The organism is Pseudomonas sp. EA_65y_Pfl2_P74 (assembly GCF_963970575.1).
Taxonomy (GTDB): Bacteria; Pseudomonadota; Gammaproteobacteria; order Pseudomonadales; family Pseudomonadaceae; genus Aquipseudomonas; species Aquipseudomonas baetica_A.
Map to the genome: position 1 here is coordinate 95,772 of NZ_CAXAOQ010000021.1, position 15,499 is coordinate 111,270.

Below are 15,499 nucleotides of genomic sequence, written 5' to 3' on the forward strand. Positions count from 1 at the left end.
CTTGACCCGAGCGCCTACGGATTCAATGACCCCAGCGCTCAATACGCTTGACGCACACGCTCAGACGGACGGTCATCAGCCGCCGGGTGAACCGGTTCAGGTCGGCGAGTTGTCTAGCAAGCGGGCGGCAAAGAAGCTGGCAATAAGCCTCATGCCTTTTTAATCGCTACCGACATGAACTACATATGAAATGGGTCTAAGCCAAGCGTGACGCGGGCCCTAATGTAAGACAAGTACGTCATGGTCGTCGGGTTTTGCCGGGGCAGGCGTGCTTCAACAGGATGTGCAGCGCTTGCCGTCATGGATATGCAGGCAAGCATCAGGAAATAACAATAAAGGCGGTCAAGCCATGTTCAAACAACCGAAAGTTCGTCAAGCAGGACTCATTCTTTTCGCCACGACGCTGTTGTTGATTTTGCCGAACCTGACCAGGGTCATCGGCTGAACTCAAGCGTCAGGCGCGGCTTATCGCCACTAAACATGTGACTGGCCCGCTACCCGGGCCGGCGTGTTTGTGCCAACCTTTGCGCACTCCCACAACAATGATGACGATCATTTGAAAGCGCTTATTGTGTTCTTGGCATTGCTGTTGAGCATGCCTTTGGCTGCGGCACAACTGGATCTGCGGCTTGGCCAAATCAGCCGCACCTGGCAGACCGAGGAGTTGCTCAAACATCCTCAAGTACAAACCCTCACGATCAAAAATGATGTGTCCTACAAGAAGGACATGACCTATCGCGCCGTGCCCATGGCTAGTTTGCTCACGGGGATCAAACCCGACGATCACTTGCAAGCAGTGGCACTCGATGGGTTTGCCGCCGAACTGGCTGCTGCGCCCTTGCTCGGCACCAAAGGCGCGCGCGCATGGCTGGCGATCGAAGATCCGGCCCAACCATGGCCACCTCTGTCCGAGGGCAAGCACAGCGCCGGGCCGTTCTATCTGGTGTGGACCGATCCACAAGCGGGAAATATCAGCCCGGAGCAATGGCCGTTCGAAGTGGCAAGCATCAAGCGCATGGCGCCGGTGGCCGAACGCTTCCCTGCCCTGCTGCCTGACCCTGCGCTGAAAGCCGATGATCCGGTGAATCAGGGTTTTGCGCTGTTTCAGAAAAATTGTCTGGCGTGCCACCGATTGAATGGTGCGGGAGATGCGCAGTTCGGGCCGGATCTGAATATTCCGTTTAACCCGACCGAGTATTTCGGCGCGGACTTCCTCAAACGCTACATTCGTGACCCGCAAAGTTTGCGTCAGTGGCCGCAGGCGAAGATGCCGGGGTTTTCAGTTGAGGTGTTGCCCGACCAGGATTTGCAAATGCTGATCGGGTATCTGCAGCACATGGCTGGGCGCAAGGTTAAGCCCTGAGCCTTGTGTTGTCGGTACTGATCTCTTCGCGAGCAAGCCTGCTCCCGCAGGATCAATGCTGATTCAAAATCAGCGCATAACCTGTGGAAGCTGGGTTGCCAGCGTTTGCGGCATCCCGAATCCTATTGCTGTTGCACGGAGACAACCGGCGCCGGCGTCGGCGACACGAACACCTTCGCATGCATCTGCTCACACCCGCCACCACGGCGCATCCCGCGCACCGGGCAGGCGTCCAGATAATCCAGCCCCACCGCCAGCTTAAGATGTCGCTCAGGGCGCGCCAGTTGATTGGTCACGTCAAAGCTGTACCAGGCGTCATCCAGCCACGCCTCAGCCCAGGCATGGCTGGCCAGATGTTCACAATCCTCGCTGTACAAATAACCCGACACATACCGCGACGGGATTCCCAGGCTACGCGCGCAGGCCAGGAACGCGTGGGCGTGATCCTGACAAACGCCTGAGCGGCCAGCGAACGCCTCGGCGGCGCTGGTATCCACTTCAGTGGAACCCGGCGTGTACGTCATGTGCTGGTTCAAGCCATGCATCAAATCGATCAACGCCGTGCGGTCGCGACGTTGCTTGCAGTTTTTTTCGGCGAACGCACGCAGCGCCTCGTCGGCCTCGGTCAGTCGAGTAAAACGCAGAAACGGTAACGCGGACTGGCTCTCGTGCTCTGCCTCGCGCAACTCATCGATATCCACCTGACCACGGGCGCCGATGATGATCGCTTCGTGCGGCTCGTCCATGGTCAGTACATGCAGGATGTTGCCGAACGGATCGAGTTGCGCACGCACCGGGCGCGGCAGGTCGAGTTGCCAGCTCAATACGTGCTGACGCTCGCTGTCGTGGGGTGTCAGCCGCAGGTACTGGATGCTCGCCCGCACCTGATCTTCGTAGTGATAGGTGGTCTCGTGGCTAATGGAAAGTCTCATGCAGCCTCCAGGTAGGAACTGTGAATGGCGTTACCCAACTGGCGCACCAGCGGGATGAATTCGGTCAGCCAGGCGTGCAGGCCTTCCTCGAGGATTTCGTTGATGCCGGTGTAACGCAGGCGTGCGTCCATTTCTGCGGCCAGGCGTTGTGCCGGCCGACCGTTGGCCCCGGGCAACTGCGCGAGAATCTGATCGATCTCTTCGGTGCAGGCACGCAGTGAACGCGGCACATCTGCGCGCAACAGCAGCAACTCGGCAACATGTCGCGCCCCCGGCGCATCGCGATAGATTTCGGTGTAGGCCTCAAACGACGACAAAGCCCTGAGCAAAGCACTCCACTGATAGTAGGCGTGAGCAGTGCCGTCACTGACCGCTTCGGCCTGATCACCCGCCATTTCGTAGCGGGCATCGAGCAGGCGCAAGGTGTTGTCCGCGCGCTCGATAAAGGTCCCCAAGCGAATGAAGCGAAACGCATCGTTGCGCATGATCGTGCCGTAGGACGCCCCACGGAACAGGTGTGAACGCTCCTTGATCCATTCGCAGAAACGGCTCATGCCATAGCGGCTCAGCCCCTGTTCGGCGATCCCGCGAATCTCCAGCCAAGTGGCGTTGATGTTTTCCCACATGTCAGCCGTTATTCGTCCACGTACCGCGTGAGCGCTGGCCCGCGCCGCGCCCAGACAGCTGTAGATGCTCGCCGGATTGGCGGCATCGAGGGCGAAGAAGTGCAGCAATCGTTCGGCATGCAGCGCGCCGTGACGCTCCAGATAATCGTCGAGTGTGCCGGTGATCAACAGCGGCATGGCCAGTTCGTGCAGACCATCGCCGCGGCCGTCTTGCGGCATCAGCGACAGCGAATAACTGATATCGAGCATCCGTGCGAGGTTTTCCGCTCGCTCCAGGTAACGCGACATCCAATACAGATCCGAGGCAGTTCTACTTAACATGGCAAACTTCCTTCAATCCTCGACCACCCAGGTGTCCTTGGTTCCGCCGCCCTGGGAGGAATTCACCACCAGAGAGCCTTCGCGCAGGGCGACACGGGTCAAACCGCCTGGCACAACCCGCGTTTCGCGACCGGACAGGACAAACGGGCGCAGGTCGATGTGGCGTGGCGCAATACCGTTTTCGACAAAGGTCGGACAGGTCGACAGCGACAATGTCGGTTGCGCGATGTACGCGTGGGGCTTGGCTTTGATCCGCTCGCGGAATGCATCGATTTCCGCCGTCGTCGCTGCCGGCCCCACCAGCATCCCGTAACCGCCCGAACCTTGGGTTTCCTTGACCACCAGATCCGCAAGATTGGCCAGCACATGGGAAAGTTCAGACGGATTGCGGCATTGCCAGGTCGGCACGTTCTTCAGGATCGGTTCTTCATCGAGGTAGAAACGGATCATGTCGGTCACGAACGGATACACCGACTTGTCGTCGGCCACACCGGTGCCAATGGCGTTGGCCAGCACTACGTTGCCGGAACGATAGGACGACAGCAGCCCCGGCACACCCAGCATCGAATCCGGATTGAACGCCAGCGGATCAAGGAACGCGTCGTCGAGACGGCGGTAGATCACGTCGACCGCTTTTGGCCCGTCGGTGGTGCGCATGAAGACTTTGTCGTCACGCACGAACAGATCGGCGCCCTCCACCAGCTCCACGCCCATTTCCCGCGCCAGAAAAGCATGCTCGAAGAATGCACTGTTGAAGCGCCCCGGCGTCAACACCACCACACTCGGGTCATCAATCGGGCTTGAGCTTTTCAGGGTGTCGAGCAACAGGTTCGGGTAGTGGTCGATCGGCGCGATGCGCTGCGCGGCGAACAGCTCCGGGAACAATCGCATCATCATCTTGCGGTCTTCGAGCATGTAGCTCACGCCGCTCGGTGTGCGCAGGTTGTCTTCGAGCACGTAATAGGTGCCGTCGCCGTCACGCACCAGATCGACACCAGAGATGTGCGAATAAATATCGCGGTGCAGATCCAGCCCTTGCATCGCCAACTGATATTGCTCGTTGGCCAGCACCTGCTCGGCGGGAATGATCCCGGCCTTGATGATGCGCTGCTCGTGGTAAAGGTCGGCGAGGAACATGTTCAACGCCTTGACCCGCTGGATGCAGCCGCGCTCGACGATCCGCCATTCGCTGGCGGGGATGCTGCGCGGAATGGTATCGAAAGGAATCAGGCGCTCTGTGCCTTGCTCGTCCCCGTAGAGCGTGAAGGTAATCCCGGCACGATGGAACAGCAGATCGGCCTCGCGTCGCCGTTGGGCCAGCAGCTCGTCAGGCGTGTCGGCCAACCACCGGGCAAACTCCCGGTAATGCGGGCGAATCTGGCCGCCGGCATCGTACATTTCATCAAAATAAGTGCGGATCATGCCGTACTCCTTGTCACCCGGACATACAGGCCTTCGCAAGGCCCGTGCCATCGGCATAAACGCTTTGATTTCAATCAGTTGGATATTCACGCCGCAGGTGCCGCACCATTCCTGTGCAACAAATGCCCCAACCTGATTGCCCCCGCCTCATTGCGACGCAGTGTTGTCGTCTATCACCAGCATAGTCAGAGTTGATTTCACTGCTCGGCATGAGCGGCGGATAATCCGCGCATCCGCTGAAAGAGCTGCCACGCGCAGGTCTTCAGCTCAATTGATCCGGCCTGCCAGTGCAGCCCTTAAAGCCTTGGCCCTGAACGGTTTCATCGATTTATCGGTCTTCCCTTTTCGCCACCCTCTCCGGTGGCTTTTTTTTGCGTGCGTGAAACGTTTTGAAAGCAAAAGAGATCCATAAATGAAAACGGCCAACCCGAAGGTCAGCCGTTGCTCAACAAAAAACACCAGAGATCAGTTCAAACGGTAGCGGTTGCGTACCTCCTGCTTGACGCCCCAGCCCTCGATGATGCCACCCAACGGTTCGACCACGGCGGAGAAGCCCTGCTCGAAATCGCCAATATCGTCATAAGTCGCGTACATCACTTTGCTTAATTCCAGAGACCAGGCGCCGTCGTCGCGCGCACTGACCTGGGCATTGATGGATTCACCGCGAAACTTGCCTGCCGCCCTGCGCGCCCGCTCCTCGTCCGGGAAAATGGCGTAGAACTCGATGGGATGGAATCGGGAAAAATCGAAACCGCCTTCTTTCATGCGGCGCAGCACGTTGCTGCTGATGTCTTCTTGATAGGCTGTGCTCATGAATCGTCCCCCTCGGATGATGGATAGACTTTCCGTATTCCCGCCCCGGGCCTTGGGCCTAAGTACTTCGGCAAACTGGTTGCACGCGGGAAACAAGCATGTAGCTGACAAGACCAGACCTTAGCGATCCGTTCGCTGATCTCGCTTGCAGAGTAGCCCCAAGATAGAGCTGCTGCCAAGGCCTGGCGTGATAATGATGGAAGAATTTCAGATGGGGGTGATGCTGCGGATTTCGATGCTGTTCTGGGTTTTCAGACTTTTGACACCCGCATCGGCGGTGCGGCCTTCCAGATCGTTCAAATCCAGTGCGGCGGCAACAGGCAGGAGCCGTTGCTTGATCAGTCGAGCGGCCTCATCGTCGCTGGGACATTCGGCGCGCTCGAAGACCTCAACAACAGTTTCACCATGATCGTCCACGAAAGTGATTTTCCACTTTTGCATCGGTGCCTCCTCGATCAAACCCGCAAATGGGCTTACCTCTATCTCGACTTTTGGCCGGATTGATCGTTCAAAAGGATTGCATCGGGCGAACATGAAAAAAAAGACACCCAATGCGCAAGCAGGCTTTTGTGGCAAGGGGATTTATTCCCGATCGACTTAGAAGCAGTCGTAGATCACGGGTTTTCTGTCAGACCGCACCCACCGGTTCAAGGGACGCTTCGCGCGCCCATCGGCTTAACACAACCTCACAGGTTTTGCGTTGTTCGCGAGAATGGCTCAGATCCGCACATTCCCCCGTGGCCCGGCAATCGCCCAGATGATCAGGCCCAGCACCGGCAGAAGGACGATCAGCAGCACCCAGAGGACTTTCATCCCGGTCTCGGCGCCGCTTTTCAGTACGTTGATGATGGCCCAGATATCGAGGGCAAGAATGATCAGACCGATCAGACCGTTAAACGTCGAACCCATGGTGTCGCTCCAGAATAGTGGCATGCACTTTTAGGATAGACGGTCGCGCGAAGGGTTCCCTTTTATTGCCCTCAGACGTGAACAGCGACCTTCAAGGCCTCCAGCGATGGCGCAGCGGCGATGCCAACTTCGGCGCACAACGCCAGCACCCGTGGCACGTCGTTGCCGTAGACCAGTACGACTTGCAGCTCGTCGTCGAGCAACTGACTGAAGTTCATCAGCGTGTAACCGCCGTTTTCCTTGTTCAGGCTGCTCATCTGCACCTGAATGCGATTGAGCGCAGTCAATGCTTCGGTTTTGGCCAGTTGCTTGGGCTTGAGGTTGAAATCGACCCCCGGACCGAACGAGGCAACGATCTGCGCGAACAGATCGACGTAGGTGTCGGCCTGGAACAGCACGGTTTCCGGCAGGCTGCCGACCACCACCCACTCGCCCAACGTGATCGGAAAAGTGTCGTCGTAGTTGATGTCCGGGTTGGCCGTCAGAAAAGCGCCGGCATCGGCGTAGGCCTGTGCGGCTTCGTCGGCCACTTTCAGGATCTCGTCCTCGCCCATGCAGCCGGAGCTGATTTTGCTGATGAGTTCGACGAGTGCGGCTTTCATGAGGGCAGATCCTGTGGCGAAGGTGAATTTCGAGGGCGCGAAGGATAGCGCATTCTCTCCCTCACCACAGTTCAACAGAGCTGATTTCAGCTCAACAGTTTTTCCAGCTGCGCGGTGGTGTCGACCGCACCCATGGTGCGAGCCGCGTCCAGTGCTGTCACGCCGTTGGCGTCCTTGGCTTGCGGATCGGCACCTTTGCTGATCAGGTAATCGACGATTTCAACGCGGTTGAACATTGCCGCCATCATCAACGCGGTACGACCGTCGAACGACGAACCTTCGATCTCGGCGCCCGCTTCCACCAGTGTCTTGACCACGGCCAGATCACCTTTGAACGCTGCGCCGGCAATCGGGCTCTGGCCGTTGCCATTGCGCATCTCCGGGTCAGCCTTGTGTTTAAGCAGCACCTGCACCGCCTCCACATGGCCGTAGTAACTGGCCAACATCAGCAACGTGTCGCCTTTGGCGTTTTTCAGGTTCACCGGCAGGCCGGCGCTGATCAGTCGATCCAGCATCACTGCATCACCGTCGCGCGCCTTGTTGAAAACCTGCTCGGTGAATTCGGCAGCCTCTTCAGGGGTCATCTGGCGGCTTTGGTCGGACATGGGGCAACTCCACTTTCGGTTAATCGCAAAGCCGACAGTTTCCCGAGCGCGGCGATAGCTGTCACCCCCTTTTTCTCAAGAAAGGCTATAGCCAGAATCAATAGCGGTATTTGCCCTGGTGAATGTCGGCCAGCACTTGATCGGTCACCTGCACATACGTCTGCGTGCCAGGCAGCCAGGCGAAGATCGGGTCATCACCCGTCAGGCCCGGGTCGAAGCCTTCGTTTTTCAACCGCGTTTTCTGGTATTTGAAGGTGCCGGTGGTTTCCATTTTCACTTTCACCCGCAGGAACAGAGGGACGGCGTAGGCCGGCATGCGTTGCCGGGCGAACGTCAGCAGTTCGGCGAAGTCCAGGGTGGCGAGGGATTCGGCAGGTGTGATCGCCGCCATCCCGGCGCGTCCGTTGGTGTTGCGGATTTCCACGCCGTAGGCCACGGCCTCGGAGATGTGCGGATGTTGCAGCAACAGGTTTTCAACTTCGGTGGTGGAGACGTTTTCACCTTTCCAGCGATAGGTGTCGCCGAGGCGATCAACAAACTGGGCATGACCAAAACCGATGTTGCGCAACAGATCACCGGTGTTGAAGAAGCGGTCGCCCTTGGTGAACACATCGTGTACCACGACTTTGGCGGTCTTCTGCGGATCGGTGTAGCCGTCCAGCGGCGCCTTCTCGTCGATTCGCGCCAGCAGCAAACCTTGCTCGCCCTTACCGACCTTGCGCATGAAACCGTCGTCGCTGCGAATCGGCTCGCCGCTGTCATGATCGTAGGCCACCAATTCCCAGGCCATCAGCGAAAACCCGATGGTGTTGTCGAAGTTGAGGATGTTGGTAAAACCGATATTGCCGTCGCTCGCGGCATACAGTTCACAGATATGATCGACCGCGAACCGCGTCTTGAACTCGGCCCACGCGCCTGGACGCAAGCCGTTGCCGATCATCTTGCGCACATCGTGGCGATTGTCATCGACGCTGGCCGGTTGATCGACCAGATAACGGCATAACTCGCCGACGTAACCGATAGTGGTGGCGCGATAGCGGCGCACGTCATTCCAGAACTGACTGGCGCTGAATTTGCGGCGGATGGCGAAACCCGATGCGCCATTGATCGCCGAGCCCCAGCACACGCAGAGGCCGGTCGCGTGATAGAGCGGCAAGGTGCAATAGAGGACATCGTCGGGGCCCATGTCGAGGGCGATCATGCCGAAGCTGGCCGAACTGCGCATCCAGCGACCGTGCTTGAACACACCAGCCTTGGGCAGGCCAGTCGTGCCAGAGGTGTAGATGTAGAAACACGGATCGTCGAAAAACACCTGCTGGCTGCTCGGGGGATTATCGCTGCGAGCGTCGACACTGGCGCTGATCAGGTTGACGTAACCCTGGGGGGCAATGCCCGGATGGCTGTAAGTGTCGTGGTCCGCCACGAACCAGGTGCGCTCTGGCGTAATCGTCACTTGATCACGTACCGCGGCAAACGCCGACACCAACTCTTCACCGACCACAATCGCCACCGGCGCCACCAGATTCACACTGTGGATCAGCGTATCGCGGGTCTGCGAGGTATTGAGCAGTGCGCTGACGGCGCCGACCTTGGCCAATGCCAGAATCGTCACCAGTAGTTCCGGACGGTTTTCAATGAACACCGCCACCACATCACCCTTGCCGATCCCCTGCCCGTTCAGATAGTGGGCGATGCGATTGGCCCACTGGTTGACCTGCGAATAGGTCAGCAAGACATCGCCCTGCAATAACGCCAGGCCATCGGGATTACGCAGAGCAGCTTGTTCGAACGTCCAGCCAAGGCCACAGCTTTGGGTCGGATCCTTGACGTTGGCCACCTTCATGCCTTTGACCACTCGCGGAATGGCTTTGGCAATCATCGGCAGTTTGCGGAGCATCATGCCCCAGGTAATCGTGTCGCTTGGCGCGTGACTCATGGAAGCTCCCGTTCGGCCCTGGTTTGCTGGCCGGCATTCTTATTTTTCGGGCAATCGATGGCTGCGACCGACACTTTCAGGCGAAGGTCGAGAGCGAAAGTACGCCAGCGCTTCTCAAGCTGTACACGCGGTTTTTGCAATGTTTTGTATCCGCAGGACCTTGGCCGGCAGCCGCGATCCTGTGGGGGCGATTTGGTTCCGTTTATTCGCAAGCGATCCCGCAAAATGCAGGATGCACGATGGCCGTTCATGCAGATTGCACGACGCGTTTAAATTCACGATTTTATAAACTATTGATTTATAAGTATTTTTAAAAAAAACCATGCTGGCACAATCACTGCAACCTCCTCTGCATGCTTGCCATTCAAGTGCATACGGAGCTGAAAAACATGAGCCTGATCCAAGAAAAATTTACCTCCCTGTTCTCCAACTTCGAAGTCACCACTACGCCACGTCCCGATGGCGGGATCCTGCTGACTCTGCGCAGCAGCGACGGCAAAGTGTTCAAGCGTGCGCTGACGTATCAGCAACTGCATGCCGGCGACCAATTGTCGTGGGCGATCAGTGCAATTCGTCGTGATCTGGCTGAACAGGCCAGCGAACTGCCACAAATCGCAATGCTGCAGAGCCAGCAGCGTTTTGCCCTGCCGACGTATCACTCGCTGTAATTGATTCGACCCTGTAAAACAAAGCAGGCCGTGAAGGATGCGCTTCACGGCCTGTTTTTTTATGGATGACGTTTATCGTCTTCGGCTCAGTCCTCAAGACGCGGGAAGCGGCCGGCGATGTCTTCGCCAGTGAAGGTGGCGACCCAGCCTTCGGGGTTGTTGAACAGACGGATCGCCACGAAGTGCGGATGTTCACCCATGTCGAACCAGTGTTTAGTGCCGGCCGGCACCGAGATCAGGTCGTTTTTTTCGCAGAGTACGGCGTAGACGTAATCGTCGATGTGCAGGGTAAACAGTCCACGACCGGCGACGAAAAAACGGACTTCGTCTTCGCCATGGCAGTGTTCTTCAAGGCACTTGGCGCGCAGTTCGGCTTTCTGCGGGTGATCGCTATTGAGGCTGATCACATCGACCGTGATGTAACCGCGCTCGGTCATCAGTTTGTCGATCTGCTCTTGGTACGCGCTGATGACTTCTTCCTGGCTTGCACCGGGCTGGATCTTCGTGGCGGCTTGCCAGCGGTCGAAACGCACGCCCTGCTCGGCCAGAGTCGCGGCGATGTCTTCAAGATGGGTCAGCACCTTGTTCGGGATGTCGGGGCTTGAGACGTGATAAACGGACAGGCTGCTCATTGGGACAATTCCTCGGTATCGGCCTTGCCGTCCGGTTTTTTTCAGACCGGTCGGGCACAGCAATTCATCAGGTAAATGGGCGACTTCTGGCGAAGTCAGCCTTGGTGGTTCATGACGCTGCGGGTCTTCAACTCGCATTCAAACAAAATTCAGATACCACTGAGACCAGCCTCGACCATAAAGAAAACACCCGGCGTCGACGATTGGCCGGGCGAGTTGTTCACGCGCAAGGCTCACAGGCTGTCCTCTTGCATGCGTGTGGCAATGATAACGGCAGCCGCGAGCGCCGCGAGACTGGCAATACTAAAGGTCAATGTCGGGCCGAGGGTATTCCAGCTGTAACCGGCATACAGTGCGCCGAGCGCGCCTCCGGTGCCGGCCAGCGCGGCGTACAACGCTTGGCCCTGTCCTTGCTGGCGCGCGCCGAAGCTACGTTGCACGAACGCGATGGCAGCGGCGTGAAAACTGCCGAAGGTCGCCGCGTGCAGCACCTGCGCCAACAACAGCACCCAGAGAAACTCGGCGAACGAACCCAGCAGCACCCAGCGCAGCGCCGCCAGCAGAAAACTTGCCATCAAGACTCGGCGCAGGGAGAAGCGTGAAAGAATCCGGCTCATGGCCATGAACATCAGCACTTCAGCGACCACACCGACGGCCCAGAGCATGCCGATCACGCCGCGACTGTAGCCGAGTCGTTCAAGGTGCAACGTCAAAAACGTGTAATACGGGCCGTGACTCATCTGCATCAGTGCCACGCTGGCGTAAAACGCCAGCACGCCAGGACGGCGCAGTTGCTTGAGAAAACCTTCCCCGGTCGGCCGGTTGCCCTGCGCCGGTTGCGCGTTCGGTACCCACAAACTGCTGAGCACGATCCCCGCCATGATCAGCACCAGCGCTGCCGGGTAGATGTCCAGACTAAGCCACTCGAACAGGCGCCCCAACACAACCACGGTGATGATGAAGCCGATTGAGCCCCACAGGCGAATCTGGCTGTAACGGGAGGTCTGCCCCTGCAAATGCGCCAGCGTGATGACTTCGAACTGCGGCAACACCGCGTGCCAGAAGAACGCATGCAACGCCATGACCATCGCCAGCCAGGCGTAGGTTTTGCTGACGAATATCAACGAGAAGGTCAGCAGCGTACACACCGCGCCGAAGCGCACGATGGCCAGGCGTCTGCCGGTGTAATCGCCAAGCCAGCCCCAGATGTTAGGCGCCACGCAGCGCATCAACATCGGGATGGCGACCAGTTCGCCAATGCGCGCGGCGCTGAATCCGAGGTGATCGAAGTACAGCGCCAGAAACGGCGCCGTCGAGCCGAGCAAGGCGAAATAGAACAGATAGAAACTGGACAGCCGCCAGTAAGGGAGCGCCGCCACGGTCAGGCCGCGACGGCTTTGTGGTCTGCCATTAAAGCTGACCCAGCACCGGGGTGCTCACGCGCACATCGGCGTTCTGCCCACGGTGACGCAGCAGGTGGTCCATCAGCACGATGGCCATCATCGCTTCGGCAATCGGTGTGGCGCGGATGCCCACGCAGGGGTCGTGTCGACCTTTGGTGATCACGTCGACCGCGTTGCCTTCGACGTCAATCGAACGGCCCGGGGTGGTGATGCTCGACGTTGGTTTGAGCGCCAGATGGGCAACGATCGGCTGACCGGACGAGATGCCGCCGAGAATGCCACCGGCGTTATTGCTGAGGAAACCTTGCGCAGTCATTTCATCGCGATGCTCGGTGCCACGCTGGGCAACGCAGGCGAAACCGGCGCCGATTTCCACGCCCTTCACCGCGTTGATGCTCATCAGCGCGTGCGCCAGTTCGGCGTCGAGACGGTCGAAAATCGGCTCGCCCAGACCCGGCATGACGCCTTCGGCGACCACGGTGATCTTCGCCCCGACCGAATCCTGATCACGGCGTAATTGATCCATATAGGCTTCCAGCTCCGAGACTTTGTCCGGATCCGGGCAGAAGAACGCGTTTTCTTCAACCGAATCCCAGGTCTTGAACGGAATTTCGATCGGGCCGAGCTGGCTCATATAGCCGCGAATGACAATGCCCTGGGTGGCCAGAAACTTCTTGGCAATTGCACCTGCCGCCACGCGCATGGCGGTTTCGCGGGCCGAGCTACGGCCGCCGCCACGATAATCGCGCTCGCCGTATTTGTGGTGGTAGGTGTAGTCGGCGTGGGCCGGGCGGAACAGGTCCTTGATTGCCGAGTAGTCCTTGGACTTCTGGTCAGTGTTGCGGATCAGCAGACCGATGGAGCAGCCGGTCGTGCGGCCTTCGAACACGCCGGAGAGGATTTCGACTTCATCGGCTTCCTGGCGCTGGGTGGTATGTCGACTGGTGCCGGGCTTGCGGCGGTCGAGGTCGCGCTGCAAGTCCTCGAGGGAAATTTCCAGGCCCGGCGGGCAGCCGTCGACAATGGCGACCAACGCCGGACCATGGCTTTCGCCAGCGGTGGTGACAGTGAACAACTTGCCGTAGGTATTGCCGGACATGCAGGACGCTCCGTGAAATCAAACCCAAATTCGTAATGCGCGCCAGTATACGCAGGCTAACCGACTAGTTCATCCTCGAACCTTAGCGGTGTTGGTGAGTCCAACCGGCACCTTGGCGAATGATGGCGTGATGATGCTGCGAGTTTTGATTTTGAGTCTTACCCTGTTTACGGGCTTTGCCCAAGCGACGGTCCTACAACGCCCGGTAACTTTGGATACGGGGAGCGGCGAGCTTTTCGGTTCGCTGTTGCTGCCAAAATCCGACAACCCTGTACCGGTTGTCCTGATCATTTCCGGCTCGGGGCCTACGGATCGTGACGGAAACAACCCCGACGGCGGGCGCAATGACAGCCTTAAACGGCTGGCCTGGGTGCTGGCTAAACACCACATTGCCAGTGTGCGCTACGACAAGCGCGGCGTGGCCGCCAGCCTTGCGGCCACGCCGGACGAGCGCAACCTGTCGGTGGAGGCCTACGCGGCAGACGCCGTGGCGTGGGGGCAGAAGCTCAAGGCCGACCCGCGTTTTGGCAAGCTCATCCTGCTTGGCCACAGTGAAGGCGCACTGATTGCCAGCCTTGCCGCGCCGAAGCTGGATGCCGCGGCGGTGATTTCCCTGTCTGGCAGCGCGCGGCCGGTCGATCAGGTGATCCGCCAGCAACTGGCGCGCAGCCTGCCACCACCGCTGATGTTGCGCAGCAACGAGTTGCTCGACAACCTCAAGGCCGGCCGCACCGACGACAATGTACCGGGGCCGTTGCAGGTGATTTTCCGGCCAAGCGTGCAGCCGTATCTGATCTCGCTATTCCGACAGGATCCGGCCGCAGCGTTCGCGCAACTGAAGATGCCGGCACTGATCGTTCAGGGCAGCAACGACATTCAGGTCGGTGTCCATGATGCAAAGTTGCTCAAAGCCGCCAAACCGGACGCCGAACTGGCGGTGATCGAAGGCATGAACCACGTCATGCGCATCGTGCCTAACGACGTGAAGCGGCAATTGGCCTCCTACAAAGACCCGAATTTGCCTCTGGCAGCGGAACTCGGCTCGAAAATCATCGAATTTATTGACGGACTTCGCACCCGATAAGCGCTGTTTGCCCTCCAGTCTTGCAAGAAACGGCCGATAAGCCTTTGTCGCCAGCGTACTGGCTGGCGGCAAGCAGGGCTTGGACAGGATCTCGCCGTTATGACTGATACCCAGACTTCACCCGACACCACCGCTGAAAAAGACGCACCGCCAGCGGTCGAGCTGCCGTGGGCGGATGTCCACGTCGAGCACCACAAGATGCTCCGCCTGGCCCCGTTGAAGACCGACCGCCACACCGGTGGCCGGCCATTGCGTTTTGTCGAATTCGGCTATGCCGAGCGCAATAGCAAAGAACACAGCCTGATGCGCATGGCGATCAAGCTGCCGAGCCAGCGTGTTCGCAAAGAGCAAAATCATCTCGACGTGTGGGTCAATCACACCACCAAACGTGTGAGTTTCGGCCCGGACAGCGGCTTGCAGATTGAACCGTTAAACCGTGGCATCGGCCGCTTCATGGCCGCGCATGGCATTACCTGGGCGAAAAAACACTGGCCCGCCTACACCGTCGACGGCATGGACTTGAACAACAAGGACGCGCTGAACGAAGACACTCGACTGCGCCGCGATCATTTTCTGCGGGTGCACGGATTTGATGTGGTCTACGCCGACGCCCAGCATTTGAAGGGCAGCATCAAGGATGCTCAGGTCGGTGATCTGATTGGCGACTGGAACAGCGAAAAGCTGCAGATCGTCGAGATTCTTGAAGCCGCGCAAATGCTTCAGCAGGCCGAACAGAATCTGGCCGAGCAGGAAGTGAAGCTCCAGAAGCAGGAAGAAAAGGTCAGCAAGTTCAAGCGCGAAGACGCCGGGTTGCGCTTCACTATTACCTGTCTGGTGGCGTTTGCGGTGTTTCAGGCGGGGTTGTTGATCTGGATTGCTACGCACCGCTGATAACTTCAAACTGCGGCGCTGCCATTGGCGAACAGGCTCGCTCTCACAGGAACATGCATTCCAAAGGTGGGAGATTCTATGGTTCATGCCTAGCCCCTAAACCGCTTTAGGTGAGTATTCGCTCTGGTTTTTCAACAGAGCAAATACCACCCGGGCAAGCTTGCGGGCTAGTGCGACCAGTGCTTGGGTAGTG

At 58.6% G+C, this 15,499-nt stretch carries 16 protein-coding genes and 1 pseudogene; 4 read left to right on the forward strand and 13 right to left on the reverse strand.

Annotation, left to right across the window (positions count from 1 at the left end; all coding sequences use genetic code 11):
* The first annotated feature begins 595 nt into the window (after positions 1–595).
* On the forward strand, positions 596–1,363 hold the full coding sequence (locus AACY18_RS17960) for a c-type cytochrome (RefSeq protein WP_339433882.1): 768 nt from the start codon (positions 596–598) through the stop codon (positions 1,361–1,363).
* A 122-nt stretch (positions 1,364–1,485) separates the two neighbouring features.
* Here the strand turns inward: AACY18_RS17960 and AACY18_RS17965 are convergent, their stop codons facing one another.
* The 9 genes from AACY18_RS17965 to AACY18_RS18005 form a co-directional block, all read right to left on the reverse strand.
* Positions 1,486–2,295, reverse strand: a complete 810-nt coding sequence (locus tag AACY18_RS17965) for a transglutaminase family protein (protein ID WP_339465582.1) — start codon at positions 2,293–2,295, stop codon at positions 1,486–1,488.
* The gene (locus AACY18_RS17970) at positions 2,292–3,242 is read right to left on the reverse strand and encodes an alpha-E domain-containing protein (protein WP_007914063.1); all 951 of its coding nucleotides are present in this window, start codon (positions 3,240–3,242) and stop codon (positions 2,292–2,294) included. Before AACY18_RS17970 ends, AACY18_RS17965 begins: the two co-directional genes overlap by 4 nt.
* 12 nt (positions 3,243–3,254) lie before the next feature.
* Complete coding sequence (locus AACY18_RS17975) at positions 3,255–4,664, reverse strand: circularly permuted type 2 ATP-grasp protein (RefSeq protein ID WP_339433874.1); 1,410 nt, start codon at positions 4,662–4,664, stop codon at positions 3,255–3,257.
* A 465-nt stretch (positions 4,665–5,129) separates the two neighbouring features.
* On the reverse strand, positions 5,130–5,477 hold the full coding sequence (locus tag AACY18_RS17980) for a ribonuclease E inhibitor RraB (protein ID WP_003223226.1): 348 nt from the start codon (positions 5,475–5,477) through the stop codon (positions 5,130–5,132).
* Positions 5,478–5,684: 207 nt separating this feature from the next.
* A complete protein-coding gene (locus AACY18_RS17985; protein ID WP_221733906.1) occupies positions 5,685–5,918 on the reverse strand; it encodes a hypothetical protein in 234 nt (77 codons plus the stop codon).
* Between the two features lie 276 nt (positions 5,919–6,194).
* On the reverse strand, positions 6,195–6,386 hold the full coding sequence (locus tag AACY18_RS17990) for a PLDc N-terminal domain-containing protein (RefSeq protein WP_221733907.1): 192 nt from the start codon (positions 6,384–6,386) through the stop codon (positions 6,195–6,197).
* Positions 6,387–6,457: 71 nt separating this feature from the next.
* Positions 6,458–6,988 carry a hypothetical protein gene (locus tag AACY18_RS17995; RefSeq protein ID WP_221733908.1) on the reverse strand — a complete coding sequence of 177 codons (531 nt, stop codon included), beginning with the start codon at positions 6,986–6,988 and terminating at the stop codon, positions 6,458–6,460.
* Between the two features lie 86 nt (positions 6,989–7,074).
* A complete protein-coding gene (locus AACY18_RS18000; protein ID WP_339465584.1) occupies positions 7,075–7,593 on the reverse strand; it encodes an ankyrin repeat domain-containing protein in 519 nt (172 codons plus the stop codon).
* Positions 7,594–7,690: 97 nt separating this feature from the next.
* Complete coding sequence (locus AACY18_RS18005; protein ID WP_339433872.1) at positions 7,691–9,529, reverse strand: long-chain-acyl-CoA synthetase; 1,839 nt, start codon at positions 9,527–9,529, stop codon at positions 7,691–7,693.
* Positions 9,530–9,918: 389 nt separating this feature from the next.
* Here AACY18_RS18005 and AACY18_RS18010 point away from each other — a divergent pair, with 389 nt between their 5' ends.
* Complete coding sequence (locus tag AACY18_RS18010) at positions 9,919–10,197, forward strand: DUF3509 domain-containing protein (RefSeq protein ID WP_339433871.1); 279 nt, start codon at positions 9,919–9,921, stop codon at positions 10,195–10,197.
* Between the two features lie 86 nt (positions 10,198–10,283).
* On the opposite strand, the gene AACY18_RS18015 is transcribed toward AACY18_RS18010, so the two are convergent.
* The 4 genes and pseudogenes from AACY18_RS18015 to aroC form a co-directional block, all read right to left on the reverse strand.
* Positions 10,284–10,829 (reverse strand): 1,2-dihydroxy-3-keto-5-methylthiopentene dioxygenase, encoded by a 546-nt coding sequence (locus AACY18_RS18015; RefSeq protein ID WP_339433870.1) that lies wholly within the window; start codon positions 10,827–10,829, stop codon positions 10,284–10,286.
* 162 nt (positions 10,830–10,991) lie between these two features.
* Positions 10,992–11,066: pseudogene (locus AACY18_RS18020) on the reverse strand (methylthioribulose 1-phosphate dehydratase); the annotation flags it as partial.
* Positions 11,063–12,208: an MFS transporter gene (locus AACY18_RS18025; protein ID WP_339433869.1), complete on the reverse strand. Its 1,146-nt coding sequence runs from the start codon at positions 12,206–12,208 to the stop codon at positions 11,063–11,065. The gene AACY18_RS18025 and the pseudogene AACY18_RS18020, both read right to left, overlap by 4 nt.
* A gap of 31 nt (positions 12,209–12,239) precedes the next feature.
* Positions 12,240–13,331 (reverse strand): chorismate synthase, encoded by a 1,092-nt coding sequence (gene aroC / locus AACY18_RS18030; RefSeq protein WP_339465585.1) that lies wholly within the window; start codon positions 13,329–13,331, stop codon positions 12,240–12,242.
* Between the two features lie 130 nt (positions 13,332–13,461).
* On the opposite strand from aroC, the gene AACY18_RS18035 reads away from it, so the two are divergent.
* On the forward strand, positions 13,462–14,415 hold the full coding sequence (locus AACY18_RS18035) for an alpha/beta hydrolase (RefSeq protein WP_339433867.1): 954 nt from the start codon (positions 13,462–13,464) through the stop codon (positions 14,413–14,415).
* 99 nt (positions 14,416–14,514) lie between these two features.
* On the forward strand, positions 14,515–15,306 hold the full coding sequence (locus AACY18_RS18040; protein WP_339433866.1) for a hypothetical protein: 792 nt from the start codon (positions 14,515–14,517) through the stop codon (positions 15,304–15,306).
* The last annotated feature ends 193 nt before the right edge of the window (positions 15,307–15,499 follow it).

What these genes read in the sequence shown, in the direction of transcription:
- AACY18_RS18010 (WP_339433871.1), top strand. Translation starts at nt 9,919, where the DNA reads ATGAGCCTGATCCAAGAAAAATTTACCTCCCTGTTCTCCAACTTCGAA.
- AACY18_RS17990 (WP_221733907.1), bottom strand. Translation starts at nt 6,386, where the DNA reads ATGGGTTCGACGTTTAACGGTCTGATCGGTCTGATCATTCTTGCCCTC.
- AACY18_RS18000 (WP_339465584.1), bottom strand. Translation starts at nt 7,593, where the DNA reads ATGTCCGACCAAAGCCGCCAGATGACCCCTGAAGAGGCTGCCGAATTC.
- AACY18_RS17960 (WP_339433882.1), top strand. Translation starts at nt 596, where the DNA reads ATGCCTTTGGCTGCGGCACAACTGGATCTGCGGCTTGGCCAAATCAGC.
- AACY18_RS17975 (WP_339433874.1), bottom strand. Translation starts at nt 4,664, where the DNA reads ATGATCCGCACTTATTTTGATGAAATGTACGATGCCGGCGGCCAGATT.
- AACY18_RS18015 (WP_339433870.1), bottom strand. Translation starts at nt 10,829, where the DNA reads ATGAGCAGCCTGTCCGTTTATCACGTCTCAAGCCCCGACATCCCGAAC.
- AACY18_RS17985 (WP_221733906.1), bottom strand. Translation starts at nt 5,918, where the DNA reads ATGCAAAAGTGGAAAATCACTTTCGTGGACGATCATGGTGAAACTGTT.
- aroC (WP_339465585.1), bottom strand. Translation starts at nt 13,331, where the DNA reads ATGTCCGGCAATACCTACGGCAAGTTGTTCACTGTCACCACCGCTGGC.
- AACY18_RS18040 (WP_339433866.1), top strand. Translation starts at nt 14,515, where the DNA reads ATGACTGATACCCAGACTTCACCCGACACCACCGCTGAAAAAGACGCA.
- AACY18_RS18005 (WP_339433872.1), bottom strand. Translation starts at nt 9,529, where the DNA reads ATGAGTCACGCGCCAAGCGACACGATTACCTGGGGCATGATGCTCCGC.
- AACY18_RS18035 (WP_339433867.1), top strand. Translation starts at nt 13,462, where the DNA reads ATGATGCTGCGAGTTTTGATTTTGAGTCTTACCCTGTTTACGGGCTTT.
- AACY18_RS17965 (WP_339465582.1), bottom strand. Translation starts at nt 2,295, where the DNA reads ATGAGACTTTCCATTAGCCACGAGACCACCTATCACTACGAAGATCAG.
- AACY18_RS17970 (WP_007914063.1), bottom strand. Translation starts at nt 3,242, where the DNA reads ATGTTAAGTAGAACTGCCTCGGATCTGTATTGGATGTCGCGTTACCTG.
- AACY18_RS17980 (WP_003223226.1), bottom strand. Translation starts at nt 5,477, where the DNA reads ATGAGCACAGCCTATCAAGAAGACATCAGCAGCAACGTGCTGCGCCGC.
- AACY18_RS17995 (WP_221733908.1), bottom strand. Translation starts at nt 6,988, where the DNA reads ATGAAAGCCGCACTCGTCGAACTCATCAGCAAAATCAGCTCCGGCTGC.